This is a genomic window from Vibrio sp. 2134-1 (genome assembly GCF_033339495.1).
Window position 1 is genome coordinate 30,008 of sequence record NZ_JAWOUS010000012.1, and the last position, 19,055, is coordinate 49,062.

Annotated in this window: 21 protein-coding genes; 15 read left to right on the forward strand and 6 right to left on the reverse strand. The window is 45.4% G+C overall.

Features of this window, described 5'->3' with window-relative positions:
* Positions 1-293 precede the first annotated feature (293 nt).
* The 4 genes from R7R78_RS14290 (at position 294) to R7R78_RS14305 (ending at position 4,459) form a co-directional block, all read left to right on the forward strand.
* Entirely contained in the window at positions 294-2,093 is a 1,800-nt protein-coding gene (locus R7R78_RS14290; RefSeq protein ID WP_005373994.1) for a cation:proton antiporter, read from the forward strand.
* A gap of 238 nt (positions 2,094-2,331) precedes the next feature.
* The gene (gene fni, locus R7R78_RS14295; RefSeq protein ID WP_205391257.1) at positions 2,332-3,351 is read left to right on the forward strand and encodes a type 2 isopentenyl-diphosphate Delta-isomerase; all 1,020 of its coding nucleotides are present in this window, start codon (positions 2,332-2,334) and stop codon (positions 3,349-3,351) included.
* Positions 3,352-3,545: 194 nt separating this feature from the next.
* Positions 3,546-3,809, forward strand: a complete 264-nt coding sequence (locus tag R7R78_RS14300) for a DUF3012 domain-containing protein (RefSeq protein ID WP_005373992.1) — start codon at positions 3,546-3,548, stop codon at positions 3,807-3,809.
* A 251-nt stretch (positions 3,810-4,060) separates the two neighbouring features.
* Positions 4,061-4,459 (forward strand): GFA family protein, encoded by a 399-nt coding sequence (locus R7R78_RS14305; protein ID WP_225473828.1) that lies wholly within the window; start codon positions 4,061-4,063, stop codon positions 4,457-4,459.
* 93 nt (positions 4,460-4,552) lie between these two features.
* Here R7R78_RS14305 and R7R78_RS14310 read toward each other — a convergent pair whose 3' ends face one another.
* The gene (locus R7R78_RS14310; RefSeq protein WP_225473830.1) at positions 4,553-4,903 is read right to left on the reverse strand and encodes a rhodanese-like domain-containing protein; all 351 of its coding nucleotides are present in this window, start codon (positions 4,901-4,903) and stop codon (positions 4,553-4,555) included.
* Positions 4,904-5,170: 267 nt separating this feature from the next.
* Here R7R78_RS14310 and R7R78_RS14315 point away from each other — a divergent pair, with 267 nt between their 5' ends.
* The 3 genes from R7R78_RS14315 to R7R78_RS14325 all read left to right on the forward strand — a co-directional run bounded on the left by R7R78_RS14315 (position 5,171) and on the right by R7R78_RS14325 (position 7,408).
* Positions 5,171-5,461, forward strand: a complete 291-nt coding sequence (locus R7R78_RS14315; protein WP_005373989.1) for a co-chaperone GroES — start codon at positions 5,171-5,173, stop codon at positions 5,459-5,461.
* Positions 5,462-5,494: 33 nt separating this feature from the next.
* Positions 5,495-7,093, forward strand: a complete 1,599-nt coding sequence (gene groL, locus R7R78_RS14320; RefSeq protein WP_213893573.1) for a chaperonin GroEL — start codon at positions 5,495-5,497, stop codon at positions 7,091-7,093.
* Between the two features lie 105 nt (positions 7,094-7,198).
* Positions 7,199-7,408 carry a hypothetical protein gene (locus tag R7R78_RS14325; RefSeq protein ID WP_005373984.1) on the forward strand — a complete coding sequence of 70 codons (210 nt, stop codon included), beginning with the start codon at positions 7,199-7,201 and terminating at the stop codon, positions 7,406-7,408.
* Positions 7,409-7,539: 131 nt separating this feature from the next.
* Here the strand turns inward: R7R78_RS14325 and R7R78_RS14330 are convergent, their stop codons facing one another.
* On the reverse strand, positions 7,540-8,151 hold the full coding sequence (locus R7R78_RS14330; protein ID WP_225473832.1) for a LysE family translocator: 612 nt from the start codon (positions 8,149-8,151) through the stop codon (positions 7,540-7,542).
* A 109-nt stretch (positions 8,152-8,260) separates the two neighbouring features.
* Here R7R78_RS14330 and R7R78_RS14335 point away from each other — a divergent pair, with 109 nt between their 5' ends.
* Together R7R78_RS14335 and R7R78_RS14340 are read left to right on the forward strand one after the other, a co-directional pair.
* Complete coding sequence (locus tag R7R78_RS14335; RefSeq protein ID WP_005388706.1) at positions 8,261-9,151, forward strand: LysR family transcriptional regulator; 891 nt, start codon at positions 8,261-8,263, stop codon at positions 9,149-9,151.
* Between the two features lie 59 nt (positions 9,152-9,210).
* Positions 9,211-9,582 carry a VOC family protein gene (locus R7R78_RS14340; protein WP_225473834.1) on the forward strand — a complete coding sequence of 124 codons (372 nt, stop codon included), beginning with the start codon at positions 9,211-9,213 and terminating at the stop codon, positions 9,580-9,582.
* A 98-nt stretch (positions 9,583-9,680) separates the two neighbouring features.
* Here the strand turns inward: R7R78_RS14340 and R7R78_RS14345 are convergent, their stop codons facing one another.
* Positions 9,681-9,902: a hypothetical protein gene (locus R7R78_RS14345; RefSeq protein WP_017635120.1), complete on the reverse strand. Its 222-nt coding sequence runs from the start codon at positions 9,900-9,902 to the stop codon at positions 9,681-9,683.
* 122 nt (positions 9,903-10,024) lie between these two features.
* Between R7R78_RS14345 and R7R78_RS14350 the strand changes: the two genes are divergently transcribed.
* Positions 10,025-10,552, forward strand: a complete 528-nt coding sequence (locus R7R78_RS14350; RefSeq protein ID WP_005373975.1) for a TetR/AcrR family transcriptional regulator — start codon at positions 10,025-10,027, stop codon at positions 10,550-10,552.
* Between the two features lie 44 nt (positions 10,553-10,596).
* Here R7R78_RS14350 and R7R78_RS14355 read toward each other — a convergent pair whose 3' ends face one another.
* On the reverse strand, positions 10,597-11,547 hold the full coding sequence (locus R7R78_RS14355; protein WP_005373973.1) for a helix-turn-helix domain-containing protein: 951 nt from the start codon (positions 11,545-11,547) through the stop codon (positions 10,597-10,599).
* A gap of 184 nt (positions 11,548-11,731) precedes the next feature.
* On the opposite strand from R7R78_RS14355, the gene R7R78_RS14360 reads away from it, so the two are divergent.
* The 4 genes from R7R78_RS14360 to R7R78_RS14375 all read left to right on the forward strand — a co-directional run bounded on the left by R7R78_RS14360 (position 11,732) and on the right by R7R78_RS14375 (position 16,679).
* Complete coding sequence (locus tag R7R78_RS14360) at positions 11,732-13,144, forward strand: ethanolamine ammonia-lyase subunit EutB (protein ID WP_213866880.1); 1,413 nt, start codon at positions 11,732-11,734, stop codon at positions 13,142-13,144.
* Positions 13,137-14,021, forward strand: coding sequence for an ethanolamine ammonia-lyase subunit EutC (gene eutC, locus R7R78_RS14365; RefSeq protein WP_213895808.1), 885 nt, complete (start codon positions 13,137-13,139; stop codon positions 14,019-14,021). The genes R7R78_RS14360 and eutC overlap by 8 nt, the downstream gene beginning before the upstream one ends.
* Positions 14,022-14,032: 11 nt before the next feature.
* Complete coding sequence (gene eat, locus R7R78_RS14370) at positions 14,033-15,436, forward strand: ethanolamine permease (RefSeq protein WP_005373969.1); 1,404 nt, start codon at positions 14,033-14,035, stop codon at positions 15,434-15,436.
* A 187-nt stretch (positions 15,437-15,623) separates the two neighbouring features.
* Positions 15,624-16,679 (forward strand): NAD(P)H-dependent flavin oxidoreductase, encoded by a 1,056-nt coding sequence (locus R7R78_RS14375; RefSeq protein WP_225473836.1) that lies wholly within the window; start codon positions 15,624-15,626, stop codon positions 16,677-16,679.
* A gap of 38 nt (positions 16,680-16,717) precedes the next feature.
* On the opposite strand, the gene R7R78_RS14380 is transcribed toward R7R78_RS14375, so the two are convergent.
* Complete coding sequence (locus R7R78_RS14380; protein ID WP_054701515.1) at positions 16,718-17,197, reverse strand: peptide-methionine (S)-S-oxide reductase; 480 nt, start codon at positions 17,195-17,197, stop codon at positions 16,718-16,720.
* Positions 17,198-17,414: 217 nt separating this feature from the next.
* On the opposite strand from R7R78_RS14380, the gene R7R78_RS14385 reads away from it, so the two are divergent.
* Entirely contained in the window at positions 17,415-18,155 is a 741-nt protein-coding gene (locus R7R78_RS14385) for a DNA-binding transcriptional regulator YciT (RefSeq protein WP_017635127.1), read from the forward strand.
* Here the strand turns inward: R7R78_RS14385 and R7R78_RS14390 are convergent, their stop codons facing one another.
* Positions 18,156-19,049, reverse strand: a complete 894-nt coding sequence (locus R7R78_RS14390) for a DMT family transporter (RefSeq protein ID WP_225473837.1) — start codon at positions 19,047-19,049, stop codon at positions 18,156-18,158.
* Positions 19,050-19,055 lie beyond the last annotated feature (6 nt).

A 19,055-nucleotide genomic window follows, 5' to 3' on the forward strand; every position in this document is an offset into this window, starting at 1 on the left:
ATCATTCTACATAATGAAACTCAATGCGTAATGATGAATTCGACAAAGTCGCACACTTGTGTGCCACTTTAAGACCTGATGAACAAAAATGAGTCGTTAAGTCATTGGGGGTCAACTATATTCATAGTTCTGATGCGATCGCCAAAGGACTTCAAACATGTGCGTTTCGTAGCGATGTCATCGAAGGTCAGTCGTTTGATTTGCACGTTCGGTTGTTTCTATTTGACCGTAAGGCTGAATGTATTCGGGTATAGCGCATTCACGCGAAAAAAGACAAAAACAGGTAATTATTGATGCAAGTGGGTAATGAAGCGCTGGTGCTGTCAGCGGTTGGGGTTATTGGTTTAGGTTGCCAATGGTTAGCTTGGCGATTGCGTTTGCCAGCGATTTTATTTTTGTTGTTGGCAGGGCTGATCGTCGGGCCATTTATGCAGTGGTTAAATCCTGATGAGATATTAGGTAATTTGCTCTTTCCGTTGGTCTCTTTGGCGGTGGCAGTGATTTTATTTGAAGGCAGTTTGACCTTAAATTTTAAAGAAATTCGTGGCGTGAGTGGTTCGGTATGGAGCATTGTTTCCATCGGGGCGATCATTTCGTGGGCGGCGACCAGTATCGCAACACACTATTTCCTCGGCTTTACTTGGGAGCTTGCCATGTTGTTCGGCAGCTTAACCGTAGTAACAGGGCCGACGGTCATCGTGCCACTTCTACGAACCGTAAGACCTAACAGTACGCTTGCTAACATTTTGCGATGGGAAGGGATTTTGATTGACCCGCTCGGTGCGCTTTTTGTTGTGATGGTTTACGAGTTTATCGTATCTCACAGCGCGATAAATAGCGTCGAAGTGTTTGGGACGATCATTGCTGTCGGTGTCATGCTAGGTGCGGCCTCAGGCTATGCAGTTGCGACGATCATGCGTCGCTCTTGGCTACCGGAATATTTGCAGCCATTTGCGGTTTTGATGGTGGTTCTAGGTGTATTTTCGGTCTCTAACCACATTGAGTCTGAAGCTGGGTTACTAACCGTCACCGTAATGGGTATGTGGCTCGCAAACGCTAAAGACATCAATATTCAGCAAATTCTGCACTTTAAAGAGCATTTAACCATTTTACTGATCACCGGATTGTTCATCTTCCTTGCGGCTCGAATCAGTCTGGATGATTTTGCTGCGCTAGGTAGCGGTGCGTTATTGTTGTTTGTATTTATGCAGTTAGTGTCGCGTCCGTTATCGATTTTTCTTTCAACCTTCCGCAGCAACTTGCGTCTTAAAGATAAGCTGTTTTTGTCTTGGGTTGCACCGCGCGGTATTGTTGCTGCTTCGATTTCGTCTCTTTTCGCGATCAAATTGACCGAATACGGCATTGATGAAGCGATTTTACTGGTCCCTATGACCTTCATGGTGATTATAGGAACGGTCGTGTTACAAAGTGCGACGGCACGTCCTGTAGCGCTGACGTTGGGCGTTGCAGAGCCAGCACCACGCGGCTTCTTGTTGATTGGTGCTAACCGAGTAGCAAGAGAAATAGGGCAGGCGCTGGCGCGTTATGACCGCCGCGTATTAATGACTGACTCAAACTGGGAGTACATCAGTCAGGTTCGTATGTTGGGGTTGGATTACTATTACGGCAACCCTATTTCTAGTCACGCGGACGACAACTTGAACTTGATAGGAGTTGGACAAGTGGTTGCATTAACGCCCGATCAGCATTTCAACATTATGGCTTGCATGCAATTCGTCGACGAGTTTGGGGAAGATAAAGTTCACTGCTTACAAAAAGTGAAAACCAACGGCAATGGCAGCGAGAAGCACTCCGTGGCTCAGGAGTACCATGGTAAATTGCTGATGGGCGGCAATGTAAGCTATACCCAGCTAGCCAGTATGTTAAGTCGTGGTGCAGAGGTTAAACACACGAAATTGAGCGATAACTTCACGTATCAAGATTATTTAGCGCATCACAAAGGTAGTTCAGTTGTACCGCTGTTCCATGTAGAAGAAAAAGGAAAAATTCAATTCTGTGATGATCCCGAACAGTTTGAACCAACGACGACAAGCACTGTTGTGTCGCTAATTCTGTCGGACAGCGTAAAGTAAACTACAGAGCAATGTGATCCATTTTCATCATGGGTATCGTACGCTGATTATCTCAATTTGAAGAGAAACTTGCCGGCTTGTTTAAAACGGAAAGCGAGTTTCTTTTCTTATAATGTCAGGGGCAGTCGAGATTCATTACTCGTTTCGGAAAAGTAATCCGGCAAATTCACAAAATTCGCATTGACGTTACTGATAAGGATCGCAATACTGCGCGACTGTTTTACTTTAGGGTGACATTATGGCTCCGCAAACTAACCGAAAAGATTTACACCTAGATGCTGTTTTACATCATGATATGAGCATGAAGCATAAAACGGCGGGTTTTGAGTCTGTCGAGTTTGAACACTGTGCGCTGCCAGAATGTGACTTTCACGCGATCGATTTATCGACAGAGTTTCTTGGTCATCAATTAGCGCTACCGTTTTTGATTAGCTCGATGACTGGCGGAGCAAAAGACGCAGAAACGATCAATTGTCGTTTAGCTGAAGCCGCAAGTGAATTAGGTATTGCCATGGGTGTGGGCTCGCAACGGATTAGCTTAGAAGAAAGTCAGCATTCGGGCTTGGGTAAAACCATTCGTGAGTTGGCGAAAGAAGTACCGTTGTATTCCAATCTTGGAGCCGCTCAATTGCTCGATAAAGGTAAACTCGATAATGCGCAACGTGCGGTTGAGGCGATTCAAGCAGATGCCTTGTTTGTGCACGTTAATCCAATGCAGGAAGCGTTTCAGAAAAATGGCGACCACAATTGGGTTGGTGTTTTCCAGGCAATTGAGATGCTTAAATCTCGCGTGAAGGTTCCTATCATTATCAAAGAAGTCGGTTTTGGTATTAGCGGACACGTTGCGCAGCGATTAATTGATGCTGGTGTGGATGCAATTGACGTTGCGGGCGCGGGTGGCACAAGCTGGAGTGCGGTTGAAGGGTATTGCCAAGATAATCCGAAAATGCAGCGTGCAGCCGAGCTTTTCCGCGATTGGGGTGTCCCTACAGCAACATGTTTGGCTCAAATCCGCGCACTGCATCCTACATTACCCTTGATCGCCTCGGGAGGTGTTCGTAATGGGCTTGAAGCGGCGAAAGCCATTCATCTGGGTGCTAATCTCATTGGGCAAGCCGGTGCGGTATTAAAAGCTGCGACGATCAGCACGCAGTCTGTCGTCGATCACTTTGAACAAATGGCATTAGAGCTGCGTTTAGCGTGCTTTGGTACTGGCTCTTCTAAGGTTGGTGAGCTAACGAAAGCGCGCTGCCTATAGCTTTTAGAATGGCGCGCTTTACACAGAGTCGCTCAATAATTTTTCGGTGTCTTAACACGTAGACTGATAATTTCGTTATAGTTGATACAAAAGTCACTTCAGCTAGTGACGCCTTTATTCAGACACTTGAATGGGCACGTGTTGAAGAGATTGAGTTTAATTTTACTATTGTTTGCAACTGGAACCTTAAATTTATGAAAAAACTAGTCATGCTGATGTTGGCGGCTTCTGCTTTGACCGCTTGTAGTGATGAAGTGGGCACTGAAGGCTGGTGTAACGACATGCGCGATAAGCCAAAAACAGAATGGACAGCAGACAACGCGGTAGACTTTGCAAAGCATTGTGTTCTGCAAGATGGTGTCGGCAGCGAGCAATGGTGTGAAAACCTGAAAGATAAGCCGAAAGGTGACTGGACTGCAAACGAAGCGACCAGCTTTACTAAACACTGCATTTTTTAAGCACAGCGGAAAGCGCCTTTTCTGAGGCGACATTCTGTGAGGTAAACACCAAGCGTTATTGCTTGGTGTTTTTGTATCTAAAATAGCTCGATTTTTCACGTGTCAGCGCACCTCCCTCTGAATGGAATGTTTTACATTTTCGTTTCATTTTTGAAAACCTGTATTGCCTGTCTTTAATTTTTCGTATTGCAGTGGCATGGTGTCGAGATAGCCATCTAGTTCAATTAGATTCATAACAAAAAGGAATTCAAATGGAAGTACTAAAAGGCTCATGTCTGTGCGGCAAGGTAAAGTTGGAAGTGGCAGATGAATTCAAGTACATGGGAAATTGCCATTGCTCTGAATGCCGCAAGTTCACAGGTTCTGACTATTCATCTGCCGGTGGTATTGCGTTGGATAAACTACTTATTATCCAAGGGAAAGAAGATATTCAAAATTATCAGAAAAGCGAAAATACCATGCTATGCTTTTGTCGCCACTGCGGATCAAGTCTGTATTCGAAAAAGAACAATGGGATCGTCAATATTCGCCTTGGTATCTTGGATGACACACCTTCTCACAAGCCTGATTTCCATATTTTTGTCGCGTCTAAAGCGCCGTGGCTCGAGATATCGGATAACCTGACTCAATTTGATGCTGGGCCAAAATAGAATTGTTGTAGATAAGTATTTAGAAACAGAGCGCGTTACAATACGCTTGCGACACGCTCTGTGCTTTTACTTTGTATATTAGAACGGAGACGACTATTTGGCGTCTTGTAGTTCTTCTAAGCCACCTGCATTGTGCAGATTCATAAAGCCTTGCGATTGTAAGTATTGATACGCTTTGCCAGAGCGGTTACCACTGCGACAGTACAACACGATAGCTTGATCTTTATCGACGTCTTGAAAATGTTTATCAAGTTCAGATAAAGGGAAGTTGACGGCATTATCCAAATGCCCTTCAGAAAACTCTTGCGGCGTACGCACATCGACAATCATCGCGCCCTTGTCAATCAATTGCCACCCTTGTTCAGCGCGTTCAGAAGCCGACACGTTGGGGGAGAGGAAGCCAACGCACAACGTTGCAAGAAATAGAGATACGGCCTTTTTCATTGTTTGATTATCCTTTTTAAGAGTACGTAACCACTCTAGATTTGATTGAGCATATTTTCCATCATAAAGAGATGCTAAGTAGTTGTGAATGCGATAATTCGATAGAAAATTTTATTTAATTTAATAAAAAATTTTTATCAAATTCACCTCTTGAACTCTCATTTTTCGACCTTATTATTTTCATCGAAAGCGAGCTGTCGACTCGCAAATCCATCTTGATGTTTATTTTGTCTTTTATTTTTGGTTCCAAGTAGGAGGCACTTAAAAATGAAAATTCGTCCTTTAAATGACAAGCTAATTGTTGAAAGACAAGAGGTGGAAAATAAATCTGAAGGGGGAATCGTTTTAACTTCTCAGTCGGTGAAAAAATCAAACCGCGGGAAAGTCATTGCTGTTGGTTTAGGTAAACGTCTTGAAAATGGCGAACGCGCTGCGATGGAAGTCAAAGTGGGCGACCAAATCATTTTCAATGACGGTTACGGCGTGAAAACCGAGAAAATTGACGGCGCAGAATACTTAATTCTGTCCGAATCTGATGTGTTAGCAATCGTTGAGTAATTATTTTTGTAGTAGTTTTTTGAGGAGATAACCATGGCTGCAAAAGACGTATTATTTGCTAATGACGCACGTCAAAAAATGCTGAAAGGTGTGAACTTACTGGCGGACGCAGTAAAAGTGACACTAGGTCCGAAAGGCCGCAACGTTGTGCTTGATAAATCTTACGGCGCGCCAACCATCACCAAAGATGGCGTGTCTGTAGCGAAAGAAATCGAACTGAAAGATAAGTTCGAAAACATGGGCGCACAAATGGTGAAACAAGTGGCGTCCAAAGCGAATGATGAAGCGGGGGACGGTACAACGACGGCTACCGTACTGGCGCAATCTTTCATCAATGAAGGTCTTAAAGCGGTAGCCTCTGGCATGAACCCAATGGACCTAAAACGTGGTATCGACAAAGCCACTGAAGCGGCGGTTGAGAAACTACGTGAAATGTCTAAGCCATGCAGCGACAAAGAATCCATTACCCAAGTGGGTAGCATTTCTGCAAACAGCGATCGCGCGATCGGTGAAATCATTGCAGAAGCGATGGAAAAAGTGGGTCGCAATGGCGTGATTACGGTTGAAGAAGGCCAAGGTCTAAACAACGAATTGTCTGTGGTTGAAGGTATGCAATTCGACCGCGGTTATTTGTCGCCATACTTCATCACTAACCAAGAAAATGGCAGCGTAGAGCTAGACAACCCTTACATCCTATTGGTGGACAAAAAAGTCAGCAGCATCCGCGAGATATTGCCTGTACTAGAAGAAGTGGCGAAATCTTCTCGCTCGCTATTGATCATTGCTGAAGACATCGAAGGTGAAGCGCTAGCGACATTGGTTGTGAACAACATGCGCGGCATCGTGCGTGCGACCGCGGTGAAAGCGCCTGGCTTTGGTGACAACCGTAAAGCGATGATGGAAGACATTGCGGTACTAACTGCTGGTACGGTCATCTCTGAAGAAATCGGCCTAGAGCTCGAAAAAGCAACGTTAGAGCAACTAGGTAGTGCGAAGAAAGTGACCATCACCAAAGACACAACAACCATTGTGGGTGGTGCAGCAGAAGCAAGTGCGATTGCTGATCGTGTGGCTTCGATTGAAAAACAAATCGAAACAACCACCTCTCAATACGATAAAGACAAGCTTCAACAACGTGTTGCGAAGCTTTCTGGCGGCGTAGCGGTGATCAAGATCGGCGCTGCAACCGAAGTTGAGATGAAAGAGAAGAAAGACCGCGTGGACGATGCGCTACACGCTACCCGCGCAGCGGTTGAAGAAGGTATTGTTGCTGGTGGTGGTGTTGCCCTAACTAAGATCGCGAAAGAATTGGCGGATCTAAAAGGCGACAATGATGACCAAAACGTGGGTATCCGAGTTGCGCTACGTGCAATGGAAGAGCCTCTTCGTCAAATCGCAACTAACGCAGGTGACGAAGCTTCTGTTGTGGCGAACGCTGTCAAAGCGGGTGATGCCGATTACGGTTACAACGCTGCAACAGGTGAATACGGCAACATGATCGAAATGGGCATCTTGGACCCTGCGAAAGTAACACGTTCAGCGCTTCAATTCGCAGCGTCTGTTGCTGGCTTGATGATCACCACTGAAGCGATGATCACCAACCACGTTGAAGACAAAGAACTTGATATCTAACGTCATCAATCGTTAGTGATTAAGTAAGCGTTAAAATAACAATAACATTGCAAAACCTAAGCGGGCTCGCTTGAGCCCGCTAATCAGTCATTTGAGGTAAGTGTTATGACCCGTTTACCTGCGTTTTCTTTCTCAATATCTGAGCCGGGCGGTAATGAAGCTTCGTCAACGTGGCCGACTGCTATTCACTTCCCCCTCGTTCCAGCTGGGCCAGAGTTTTCGATCGAAAATGCTCTGCCTAAACGTCCGACAGTGACGATATTCACTATCGATCTGTCTCAGTTATTTAAAGGGGACGCTCGGGTCATCCATTAACTGTATCGAAACAGCCAGCGCACGTTGGCTGTTTTTTTCTAATTTAAAGTATTGATAATGTAGATTTTTAATTGATTACTGCCACTTGTTCAATGATCAATTTGAACTGGGGTAATCGGACCGCAAGCGCACTACACCTTTAAGCCCAGCATTGCGCCGAAAATGATCAATCCCGCCCCACATACTTGATTGAGTCGATGCTTAATCTTCAACAAGAAAGCTTGTAGCTGGGATGACGTGAATAAAACAGCAACGATAGAAAACCAAATACCATGCAGCGCAATCATATAAATCCCGTAAAAAAAGGCGATGTGTTGCTGATTAGAGTCGGGAGAAATCACTTGGCTAAAAATACTCAGAAAAAACAGCATCGTCTTGGGATTGAGTAAATTACACAGAAATCCCTGCATGAAAAATCGCCACATTGAATACTCGCTCTGTTGAATGGTTTCTGAGTTTGACGCAGGCTGCGAGGAGAATATTCCTTTAATCCCAAGGTAGACAAGATAAGCGGCCCCAAGATAGCGCACGAGATTAAACAACCATTCATTTTGTGAAATTAAGTAACTGATCCCCAGCATGGAGTAAGCGATGTGGATGCTGATCGCCATGCTGATACCAATCGCACTGTATACGCCTGCTTTTCGTCCTTGATTTAAGCTATTTCTTAATACCAAAACAAAGTCTGCGCCAGGGCTAATGACAATAAGCACACCTAATAACGCAAGAGTTACAAATTCCATATCGATTTCCTGTTTGAATGATGAAGTCTGGGATGTAGCGAAATTGTAGGCGTCTTTATTACTGACTATAATCGAAAAACATTCCCATATTGGTGAGAAAAACTCACAGATGCGTCACCTGAAATCTTTTTATGTCTTCCACGTTGCGGCGAGTTCTTCAAGCTACACTGAAGCGGCTGACAAACTGAACATTACCCACGGAGCCGTGAGTAAGCAGATCAAGCAACTTGAGCAATATCTGTCTCAACCTTTGTTCTTCAAAGAGGGCAGGAAAGTCGTGTTGACGGCAGAAGGCGAATTACTCAAGACATACACAGAAACGGCATTCCAAACGCTAGAAACAGGCGTGAATACGCTTATTCAAGAGAAGCATCAGCATCTTGAAGTGTCTTGTGAACCGACATTAACCATGCGCTGGTTGATGCCAAGGTTGGCCGCGTTTAATGATGAACACCGTGCTGATGTTCGTTTGTCGACGGCTGGTGGCCCGGTAACATTAGGATCGACAGGGCTTTCGATGGCGATTCGTCGAGACGATTTTGCGCAGCATCACGATTACGACAAAACCATTCTTGTGGAAGAGTGGGTGGGGCCGGTATTTTCTCCTGAGTATTGGCAATCCATTAAAGACAATTTGAAAGCAGCTCGATTGTTGAATAGCCAAACCAGACCGAATGCTTGGGCGGATTGGCAGCAATCAACACGTTGTGAAACTTTCAACGGCAACACTCAGCAATCATTCGCGCATTTTTATTTTTGCATACAAGCCGCAGTGGATGGCTTAGGCGTCGCAATGGGATCGTATCCTTTTGTCATGGACGATATTAAGCGTGGTAATTTGGTCGCACCATTTGGGTTTTCTCCATCAAGTTGCAATTACGTTTTATTGAGTCAAGATAAAAAGCGTACAGAACTCGAACATAAATTTATCACGTGGTTACAAACGCAAATGGCAGAGTGTGTGCCACTGTCATCACAGCAGATTACGCAAGGCGAATAGAAGGCATAGAGCGAGATTACGTCAGTCAGCTTTATGGAAAAAGGCTTAGGAAATTGGAAATGGAAAACCTCAATATTGTTGAAATCAAATCATTTGTTCCGGCGAAAGATTACGCGCTATCAAAACGCTTTTATGAGGCGATTGGCTTTGAAATGGCATCGGACTTCGGTGATGTAGCATACTTCTCTCAAGGTAGCTGCGCGTTTCTTTTACAGAATTTTTATGAGCCAGAACACGGCAATAACCTCATGATGCATTTGCTCGTAGAAGACGCAGAAAGCTGGCATCAGCACTTATCCAAAGTGGGTCATGAAGAATTTGGTTCGCGTTTGACTGAGCTGGTCGAGCAACCTTGGGGCATGCGCGAATGTTGTTTGTTTGACCCTAGTGGCGTTTTATGGCGAATTGGTCAGAACATGAATACTGACTAACGCCAGTCTTATTTTCACCACATCTACGCGCAGGCATTGAGATCTCGATATCTGCGCGTTTTCTTTTTTACTTAGCCTTGCCAACGTTTGTAGCGCACTCACGCCTTTTTCGAGGTGGTGTGCGATGGGCTAACGCCAAAAAACTCCTCAAGCAGCATGGCTTTGAGTTCTGCTCTGACTTCTGCGCCACCGATTAACGCCAAAAGTGCGAGTCCTCCTGGAATAAGGATGACCATTAATATCGGTCTTAAAATATACGAAAAGCAGAAGATGGTCGGGAAGAAAATCAATCCTTGGCCTAGTTTGTTTAATACGTACATGAGCGATTCCTTTTGTTTTTACATAAAATGAGCATGCTCATTTTTATAAATGAGTGCGCTCAATTTGTCAATCTCAACCACGCAAGGTATGATCCTTTCAAGCTCATTAAGCAGACACATCAATGACGAAGCGACAACAAACCAGAGATAAAATTCTAAAAGCCGCATGGGCATCTTTTGCTCAAAATGGCTATGACATGACGACCACAAGGCAGATAGCGAGAGAAGCAGGAGTAGCCGATGGCACAGTGTTCAGCCATTTCCCGACTAAACTGTCGATTTTGCGCGAAGGGATGCTGGCGCAACTGCAACAGATCAGCCAAGAAACGCTAGTCAGTGTGGAAGGTAAAACCGATATCGACATTGGTTTGGCGCTGACGGAGAAATACTATCGCTACTATTTTGCGAACGTTGAGCTGAGCCGAGCTTTGTTGAAAGAGGTGATTTGGGATTTGGATTATTATCAGTCGTTTAACCAAGCTTTGTTTCAATCTGTAAACGGAAGCTCCGTCCTTGAGGGAAAAATACCGCTGATTTTTGACTGCTATTTTATGACGTTAATCTCGCACTTGAGCCGTGCAGAACCGGATGTTGAAGCGGCACTTGAAGAGCTTCATGCTAAGTTTCAGCAAATCATTGCGACTGCATAACATGGCCCCAACGCAGGATCTGAAAGAATATACTGCCTGTCATTTTATTTGCTGGGCTCCCATTTTCTCGTTTCAGTTGGCGTCTCACCAAATAGCCGCTTGTAGCTTTGACTGAACTGCCCGAGATGGAAAAAACCAAAGTCAAAAGCGATTTCTGCAATTGTTCGATTATCTTCAGGGCTTTGTAGCACTCTACGTACTTGATTCAGGCGCATTCGATGTATGAACTGCTTTGGGGAAGTATTACAGCAATGTTCAAAGGTGTACTGTAGTGTGCGACGACTGACGTGTACTGCGTCACACAGTTCACTGACGGTTATCGGTGTACGGTAGTCTAGATCCTGTAGCTGTTGTTTTATACGGTGCATCACGTGTTGACGATGAGAGATTGATATCGGATGGCTCGTGTGCAGTGAACTGAGTGAGAACAACTCCAGCACAATATCTTTTAAGATTGCTTGATGTGTGGTTTCAGACCATCTTGGCTCGGCGGAACCAAGTAACGTGCCTAAGTAGTATTTAAGTTGTTGAATGTGTTTTTCCGTCAAACCCGTTAAGTGTAATGTGTTGTTTTGGATACTCCCAAGCTCAAGTTGATTTTCTATGATGTGAACGAAGTTTTTGTCGAGCACTATTCCATAGATAGAAAACTGCTCCGGTGTCATTAACTCAAAATCAGCGCCACCTTGCCTAAGCAAAAGTTGGCTTGAATTAAACTGACTGTGATTTAGGTGTAGCGGCTTATTTTCCGCACTCAAACCCAACCAAATACCTCCCTCTTCAACCCTGCATTGCTGTCTTAGCGAGCGGTTACTGTCTTCACGAAATACATGGAAATTGGGAAATCGTCGTTCTCGAATTTGACCTAAAAATCGACCATCGCTGAGTTGGTCATATTCCTGTTGCCAGTTTATCAGACTCGCAGCTTGTTGGTTTGCATCCTTAGTGTGATGGATGCACAGCATTGGTGCAGTTTGGGGCATTTGGTTACTCATCCTTGTGATGCTCATTCCTTTTTTGTGAGTCATGTTGGAGCAGTATTTATATAACTCATTGTTTATTATTGGTTTATAAATGTTGCCAGTTTTTGATAACGCTACGGAACACATTTGGCAATACTTTCTTAAAGCTTATTGATAGTTCAGCAAAAAGCGAACCGAATAGTGAAGAGGAAGAGCAATGACGACAACTTATCGTCGGCAACAAGGAAGTAAAGTCTATACCTTTAAGTCATTAGCTGACTTGATGGCGAAAGCGACACCGGAGCGCTCAGGCGATGCGTTAGCCGGGGTTTGTGCTCAGTCAGCGGCAGAACGTGTAGTCGCACAAATGGCGCTGTCTGAGTTACCACTTAAAACGTTTCTTAACGAGGCGGTTATTCCATACGAAAGCGACGATATCACTCGCCTAATTATCGATACGCATGACCTTGAAGCCTTTAAGCCGATTGAGCACTTGACGGTCGGAGATTTTCGAAATTGGCTGCTGAGTGAAGAAGCCGATGGTGAAACGTTGGCTAAAATTCGTCAAGGTTTAACACCAGAAATGGTGGCCGCAGTCAGTAAGATTATGCGCAACCAGGATTTGATTCTCGTTGCTAAAAAATGCCAAGTTGTCACGGCTTTTCGGAATACGATTGGTTTGCCGAGTCGCCTGTCTACTCGCTTACAGCCGAATCATCCCACTGATTCTCTCAACGGTATCGCAGCGACCATTTTTGATGGTCTGATGTACGGAAATGGCGATGCGGTTATCGGTATCAATCCGGCAACAGATAATGTACCTCAAGCTATTAAGTTAATGAACTTAATGGATGAGGTGATTCAACACTATCAAATACCGACTCAGTCTTGTGTGTTAACTCATGTCACGAACACGATCGAAGCCATTGAAATGGGTGCACCAGTCGATCTCGTTTTTCAGTCGATAGGCGGCACGCAAGGGACGAATGATACCTTCGGAATCGACTTGTCGATTTTGAAAGAGGCCCATGAAGCCGCGTTGTCTTTGAATCGAGGTAGTGTAGGAAACAATGTGATGTATTTTGAAACCGGACAAGGTACAGCGCTGTCTGCGAATGCATTTCATGGGGTCGATCAACAGACTTGTGAAGCCCGCGCTTATGCTGTCGCGAAACAGTTCGATCCTTTGTTGGTTAATACTGTCGTTGGGTTTATTGGCCCTGAGTATCTGTTTGATGGCAAACAGATCATTCGTGCTGGGCTTGAAGATCATTTCTGTGGGAAGTTGCTTGGTTTACCTATGGGTTGCGATATCTGTTACACCAATCATGCCTATGCCGATCAGAATGACATGGATAACTTGCTGACACTATTAGGTGTGGCCGAGTGCTCTTTCATCATGGGTATTCCAGGGTCTGATGACATCATGCTCAACTATCAAACTACCTCATTTCACGATGCCCTTTACGCAAGAAAAGTACTCGGTTTGAAGCCAGCACCAGAGTTTGAACAATGGTTAATGGAGATGCAGATTTTCGAGAGCGTGCAAGACGTTCGGTTAAGTGAGCAAATCTCTCGCTCGTTTTCGGGAGCAATTAACCAACTGAATAAGGGGTATTCTCATGGGTAAAGTAATCACCATTGCTCAGTCCCCACAAGATGAGTCTGAAGTTGTCACACACAACCCGTGGGGCAAGTTACGCGACTTCACCTCTGCTCGGATCGCTCTGGGTCGTAGCGGGAACAGTGTACCAACCAACGAGTTACTCTCATTTCAGCTGGATCACGCCCAAGCTATGGATGCAGTGCATTGCAGTTTGAATATTGAGTCTCTCGTTGCTGGTTTGTCGGACTCTTACTCGATTCTTGAAAATACCTTAGAGCCTCCAGTGGTAGTGAGCAGCCAAGTGAGTGATCGGCTTATGTACCTGCAAAGGCCCGATTTAGGAAGGCAACTCGATGAATCTTCTTGGCAAACGCTCAACTCGATAGCAAATGAGCATAACACTGACATTGATCTTGCGATTGTTATTGCTGATGGACTTTCTTCCGTCGCAATTCAAAACCATGCCGTGCCTGTTGTTACTCGATTGATTTCTCTTTTAAGCGCTGATGATGAACATCAATGGAAATTCGCACCTATCACAATCGTAAAGCAAGGAAGAGTAGCGGTAGGGGATGATGTTGGTGAATGTTTTAACGCCAAGGCCGTGCTGGTTTTAATTGGAGAGAGGCCCGGCCTAACTTCTCCGGATAGCATGGGTATGTATCTCACTTGGGGGGCTAAACGAGGCTCTAAAGATTCCCAAAGAAACTGCATTTCCAATGTGCGCCCTCAGGGGCTCAACTATGACGATGCCTGTGAACGCGCATTTTACTTGCTCAAGGAAGCTCGAAAATTACAACTGTCAGGAGTGAATCTGAAAGATCGCTCAGATATCAATGAGCCAAGTGGCGCAAGCGTTGAAGATAAACACAGCGACAACTTTTTAATTTCATCAAAGTAGAAGGATTTACTATGTCTAAACATCAGGAGTACTTGGCCAAAAGGCAGCTAAAAAGAGGCACCGCAGGTTGGATTTTACTTGCTGGCTTAGGTGTCTCGTATGTTATATCTGGTGACTTTGCCGGTTGGAACTTTGGCATCGCTCAAGCAGGATGGGGAGGCTTTCTTATTGCTGCTATCGCGATGGCAGTAATGTATTTCACGCTAGTATTGTCTTTAGCTGAAATGTCTGCGGCTATTCCTGCTGCGGGTGGTGGTTACAGCTTCGCAAGACAGGCGATGGGGCCGACAGGTGGCTTTTTCACTGGCTTATCAGTTTTGATTGAATATGCGCTCGCGCCTGCTGCGATAGTGATTTTTATTGGCTCAGCAGTGAATGAATTGGTTGGTATCGATGGCCCTGTTGTTTACGCACTTTTCTACGCCGTCTTTATCGCTATTCATATGGCAGGGGTTGGCGAAGCTCTCAAAGTAATGATGGTCATCAGTGGTTTGGCTGTGCTAGCTATTCTCATTACTGCTGCTGTGCTTATTGGTCACTTTGACGTTAATAACTTATTCGATATTGCTCCGGCGACGGCTCAGGCAACAGAAATCTTGCCGTTTGGGTGGTATGGCGTATGGGCTGCGTTGCCATTTGCAATGTGGTTGTTTCTTGCGGTTGAAGGTGTGCCTTTAGCGGCAGAGGAGGCAAAAAATCCGGCAAAAGATGTTCCCAAAGGCATCATTGGTGCGATGCTGTTTTTATTGCTAACCGCAACTCTCGTAGTCGTCCTTTTGGCTGGTGCGGTTGGCTCAAAGGTCATAGGCGATAGCGCGGTGCCATTAGTTGACGCCCTAAAGCTTACGGGCAATTCAACGGTAGCAATGGCCGTGAACTTACTTGGATTGGCTGGCCTTATCGCTTCTTTCTTTTCAATCATTTATGGTTACAGTCGCTTGGTGTTTGCGCTTTCCCGCGCGGGTTATTTACCGCAGACTTTGTCATTAACCAGTGACAAAAAAGTGCCTTCTCGTGCGCTTTTGGTTCCGGGCGTTTTTGGGTTCTTGGTTTCACTTACGGGTGAGGGGGACTTAATCTTGGCGATGGCTGTTGTCGGTGCGACTGTATCGTACGCATTAATGTCCTTGAGCCATATTTTATTGCGAATTAAACAGCCGGAATTAACTCGTCCATATAAAACGCCTGGTGGGATAATTACGTCGAGTATTTCTCTGGTGCTTTCTTTGATCGCAATGACAGGTGTTTATGCTTTTGATCCCTCAGCCTTTTTCATGACAATGGGATTGTTTCTTATCGGTGGTGTTTATTATGGGTTATACAGCCGCAACAAACTGGTGGCAGCAACCGCCGAGGAAGAGTTTGCCATGCTGTCTGTAGCAGAGCTAGAGCTTGAATCAGATGTCGTACGATAGTCACTTTGATTCTTGTTATTCAGCATATTAAGGGAGCCATAGGCTCCCTTTGTCATTTCTATCAAAAGTGCATAGCGCACAAATGCATCACTTTAACTTTATAAGCGGTTAATCATGTGAAAGTCTAGTCTGGATAACGATGGCGCAGATCCATCACAGGTAAAGGTTAAGTTTTCAAGGAAAGAGCATGATAAACAAGGTATTTAATACACTTTTGGGAACAGAGTTACCGATTATTCAAGCGCCAATGGCCGGTGTGCAAGACAGCCAAATGACCATAGCCGTCAGTAATGTTGGCGGGCTTGGCTCGTTACCTTGTGGAATGCTGAACAAAGGCGCCATCGTAAAAGAACTTCAACTTATCAAGCAGGCAACTAACCGACCGTTTAACCTCAATTTCTTTTGCCATGAAATGCCGGAGTATGACGCCAACAAGCACGAAAAGTGGCAAAAAACGCTGCAACCGTATTTTTCCGAGGTTGATACAACCGTTCAGGCTCAGCCAAACGCTCCGACAAGGATGCCTTTCAATCATGATATTGCTGACGCGATTGAACCATTTGCACCGCCAGTGATCAGTTTCCACTTTGGTTTGCCAGACGATGATCTGTTAGCTCGAATTAGAGGGTGGGGAGGGAAGATCCTTTCGTCAGCGACTACGGTGGACGAAGCACTTTGGCTAGAAGCAAAAGGCGTTGACGGCATTATTGCTCAAGGCTTGGAGGCTGGTGGACACCGAGGCATGTTTTTATCGGATGATTTAACTACTCAATTAAGTCTGATGGCGTTATTACCACAAATCGCCAAACGGGTGAATTTGCCTGTTATTGCAGCAGGAGGAATTGCCGATAGAAACGGTGTACAAGCCGCGCTAAAGTTAGGAGCAAGTGCCGTGCAGGTTGGCAGCGCCTATTTGTTGTGTGATGAGGCGAAAACATCGTCTTTACATCGATATGCCATTGCCAGTGAACGCGCGCAACATACCGCTGTGACCAATGTTTTCTCGGGCCGACCAGCGAGAGGCATTGTGAATCGCGCGATGTCGGAGCTAGGCTACATCAGTGAGTTTGCGCCGAAATTCCCATACGCCTCCATTGAAATGGCTCAACTAAGAGCGCTTATGGAAAAGCAAAACCGAGATGAATTCACACCGTTGTGGTGCGGACAAAACTCGTCGGGTTGTAAGGAAATATCGGCGGCAGAAATGACATTGTCATTAGTGGAAGGCATCGATTTAAACTGATGTGCGTCTTACCTTTTAAAGCGATGCCGACTGAACGGTTACGAGTTATCCCTGTATTTATGTAGTAAATCTAATGGGATGTGGCAGTAATCATTCGGAAAGTTTGTGAGTCTGTCTTGGTGCTCATCATCACTTGGTACATAATTCGTGAGTGGCAGTACTTCTACGGCGATCTTGTCGGCGTCCGGTCGTGCTGCGATAAACGCTTTCGCGATGGTGAGATGCTGTTCGTTTTGGCTATAAACACCAGTACGGTACTTCTCACCTACGTCTTCACCTTGCTTGTTAACGCTGTAAGGGTCGATTATCTCAAACAAATACCCCATTAAAGTTTCAACCGAAACTTGCTCAGGGTCGAACTGGGTTTTCACGCACTCTGCGTAGCCATCGTATTCGGATTGAGTGTTATCCGTTGTGCCATTTGCTCGCCCGGCTTCTGTGTTGATTACGCCCGGAAGGTGGCGCATAAATTCTTGCACGCCCCAAAGGCAACCGCCTGCGAAGTAAATTTCTTCCATTACTTTTATCCTAGTCTTTACCTTTGTTGGTATGTAGGGATCTAAACCCTCTTCTTCCATCCCATTTTCGTTGCCCTATTATCTGTTGATGGGAGCGATATTCGCAAGGTGCAGCTTGGCTAATCAGACCACGCGTTTTTTCCTTTTTACTTTCAAGTTCTTTTCATATGAAACATCAGGTGAGTATACTGTAAGCTCATCAATAAGGAGCGAATCTGTGAACCCAAGACAAAATGAAATCCTGCAATTAGTGAACGACCGTAAACGCGTTCAAGTCACGGAGCTTTCTGACATCATTGGCGTGTCGGGTGTGACCATCAGACAGGATTTGAACTTTCTGGAGCAACAGGGCTACCTAAAGCGCGTTCACGGCGCAGCTACCGCGTTGCAAAGTGATGACATTGATGCCCGCCTAGAAGTGCGTTTCGATATTAAACAATCGCTCGCAAACCAAGCTGCGGATTTGGTCGCACCGAATGAGACAGTGCTGATTGAAGGGGGCAGTGCCAATGCGTTGTTGGCTCGGACTTTGGCTGAGCGCGGCGATGTGACCATCATTACGCCATCGGCGTATATCGCCCATCTCATCCGTAACACTTCTGCCAACATTATCTTGCTTGGTGGCGTATATCAGCACCAAGGCGAGAGTTTGGTCGGACCGCTGACTAAGTTGTGTATTGAGAACATTCATTTCAGCACAGCCTTCTTGGGTATTGACGGCTTCCATCAAGACACTGGCTTTACTAGCCGCGACATGATGCGTGCTGAGATCGCAGAAACCATCATTGCGAAAAAAAGGCGCAATATTGTTCTAACGGATTCTAGTAAATTTGGGCAAATTTATCCCTCATCAATTGGTAAGACTGACGAAATATCAGTGCTGCTGACTGACAAAGCCGCTCCGAAAAGCGACCTTGAACAAATCAAAAAGCGAGGTGTGGAAGTTATATTAGGCTGATTAAGCAACGCTTTGTTTTCGCTTCGCGAGCATTGCTGTTGGGGAGAAACCGGTGACTAGCATAGTGCCGCTAAGCACTAGAATTGTTCCTATGATGGTGTTAGAGCCGACGGGCTCATCTAGCACCAAGTAGCCCCATAAGATACCAAAAACAGGAACAAGAAAAGTGACAGTCAGTGCTGACGCTGGGCCGATATCAGAAACTAAGCGGAAATAGAGCAAATAAGCGAACCCTGTGCATACAACGCCGAGCGTGACAACAGAGCTCCATTCGAAATGACTTGGTTCTGCACGCATTGGTAAGAATGGTAGCAGCGGCAGTACCCAAATAACCGCCGCCCACATGCTGCCGTGAGCATTGTCAAAAGCTGGTACTTGTGGCGCATTTTTAGTGTAGTTGGTAGCAATGCCATAGCTGAAAGAAGCCATCAAACTGGCGGCAATAGGGAGCATGGCTTCTTCACCTATGGTTGAAGTATCTAAGCCGACCAAGACTGCAACGCCTCCAATGCCTATTAGCATACCGAGAACAGATTTCGCTGTGAGTGGGCTGTGGTACCAAACAAAGCCAACTAGTGCTCCCCATATTGGGGCGGTTGAGTTCAATATTGCTAAAGTTGATGCATTCAGTGTCTGGGCTGCGTACGCAAAGAGTAAAAATGGAACTGCGCTATTGAATAAGCCAATAATAAAGAAGTGTTTAGTATGCGCAGTTAACGTGAGTTTCTTCTTCAAATATACGGCGATCAATAACAAAGCGACGGCGGCAAATGTAACTCGAAATTCGATTAAGTAAGCCGGCCCGAATGTGTTGGCGGCGACTCGCATAAACAGAAACGAGCCACCCCAAATAGCAGCGAGGCAGAGTAAGCGAAAAAAACTGACGGCAGTCATTTGACA

Excerpts from the sequence above, each read along its gene's own strand:
- R7R78_RS14355 (WP_005373973.1), bottom strand. The coding sequence starts at position 11,547 with ATGAGTAACCAAATGCCCCAAACTGCACCAATGCTGTGCATCCATCAC.
- R7R78_RS14350 (WP_005373975.1), top strand. The coding sequence starts at position 10,025 with ATGACGAAGCGACAACAAACCAGAGATAAAATTCTAAAAGCCGCATGG.
- eat (WP_005373969.1), top strand. The coding sequence starts at position 14,033 with ATGTCTAAACATCAGGAGTACTTGGCCAAAAGGCAGCTAAAAAGAGGC.
- R7R78_RS14330 (WP_225473832.1), bottom strand. The coding sequence starts at position 8,151 with ATGGAATTTGTAACTCTTGCGTTATTAGGTGTGCTTATTGTCATTAGC.
- groL (WP_213893573.1), top strand. The coding sequence starts at position 5,495 with ATGGCTGCAAAAGACGTATTATTTGCTAATGACGCACGTCAAAAAATG.
- R7R78_RS14390 (WP_225473837.1), bottom strand. The coding sequence starts at position 19,049 with ATGACTGCCGTCAGTTTTTTTCGCTTACTCTGCCTCGCTGCTATTTGG.
- R7R78_RS14300 (WP_005373992.1), top strand. The coding sequence starts at position 3,546 with ATGAAAAAACTAGTCATGCTGATGTTGGCGGCTTCTGCTTTGACCGCT.
- R7R78_RS14375 (WP_225473836.1), top strand. The coding sequence starts at position 15,624 with ATGATAAACAAGGTATTTAATACACTTTTGGGAACAGAGTTACCGATT.
- R7R78_RS14290 (WP_005373994.1), top strand. The coding sequence starts at position 294 with ATGCAAGTGGGTAATGAAGCGCTGGTGCTGTCAGCGGTTGGGGTTATT.
- eutC (WP_213895808.1), top strand. The coding sequence starts at position 13,137 with ATGGGTAAAGTAATCACCATTGCTCAGTCCCCACAAGATGAGTCTGAA.
- R7R78_RS14340 (WP_225473834.1), top strand. The coding sequence starts at position 9,211 with ATGGAAAACCTCAATATTGTTGAAATCAAATCATTTGTTCCGGCGAAA.
- R7R78_RS14310 (WP_225473830.1), bottom strand. The coding sequence starts at position 4,903 with ATGAAAAAGGCCGTATCTCTATTTCTTGCAACGTTGTGCGTTGGCTTC.
- R7R78_RS14360 (WP_213866880.1), top strand. The coding sequence starts at position 11,732 with ATGACGACAACTTATCGTCGGCAACAAGGAAGTAAAGTCTATACCTTT.
- R7R78_RS14380 (WP_054701515.1), bottom strand. The coding sequence starts at position 17,197 with ATGGAAGAAATTTACTTCGCAGGCGGTTGCCTTTGGGGCGTGCAAGAA.
- R7R78_RS14325 (WP_005373984.1), top strand. The coding sequence starts at position 7,199 with ATGACCCGTTTACCTGCGTTTTCTTTCTCAATATCTGAGCCGGGCGGT.
- R7R78_RS14305 (WP_225473828.1), top strand. The coding sequence starts at position 4,061 with ATGGAAGTACTAAAAGGCTCATGTCTGTGCGGCAAGGTAAAGTTGGAA.
- R7R78_RS14335 (WP_005388706.1), top strand. The coding sequence starts at position 8,261 with ATGCGTCACCTGAAATCTTTTTATGTCTTCCACGTTGCGGCGAGTTCT.
- R7R78_RS14315 (WP_005373989.1), top strand. The coding sequence starts at position 5,171 with ATGAAAATTCGTCCTTTAAATGACAAGCTAATTGTTGAAAGACAAGAG.
- fni (WP_205391257.1), top strand. The coding sequence starts at position 2,332 with ATGGCTCCGCAAACTAACCGAAAAGATTTACACCTAGATGCTGTTTTA.
- R7R78_RS14345 (WP_017635120.1), bottom strand. The coding sequence starts at position 9,902 with ATGTACGTATTAAACAAACTAGGCCAAGGATTGATTTTCTTCCCGACC.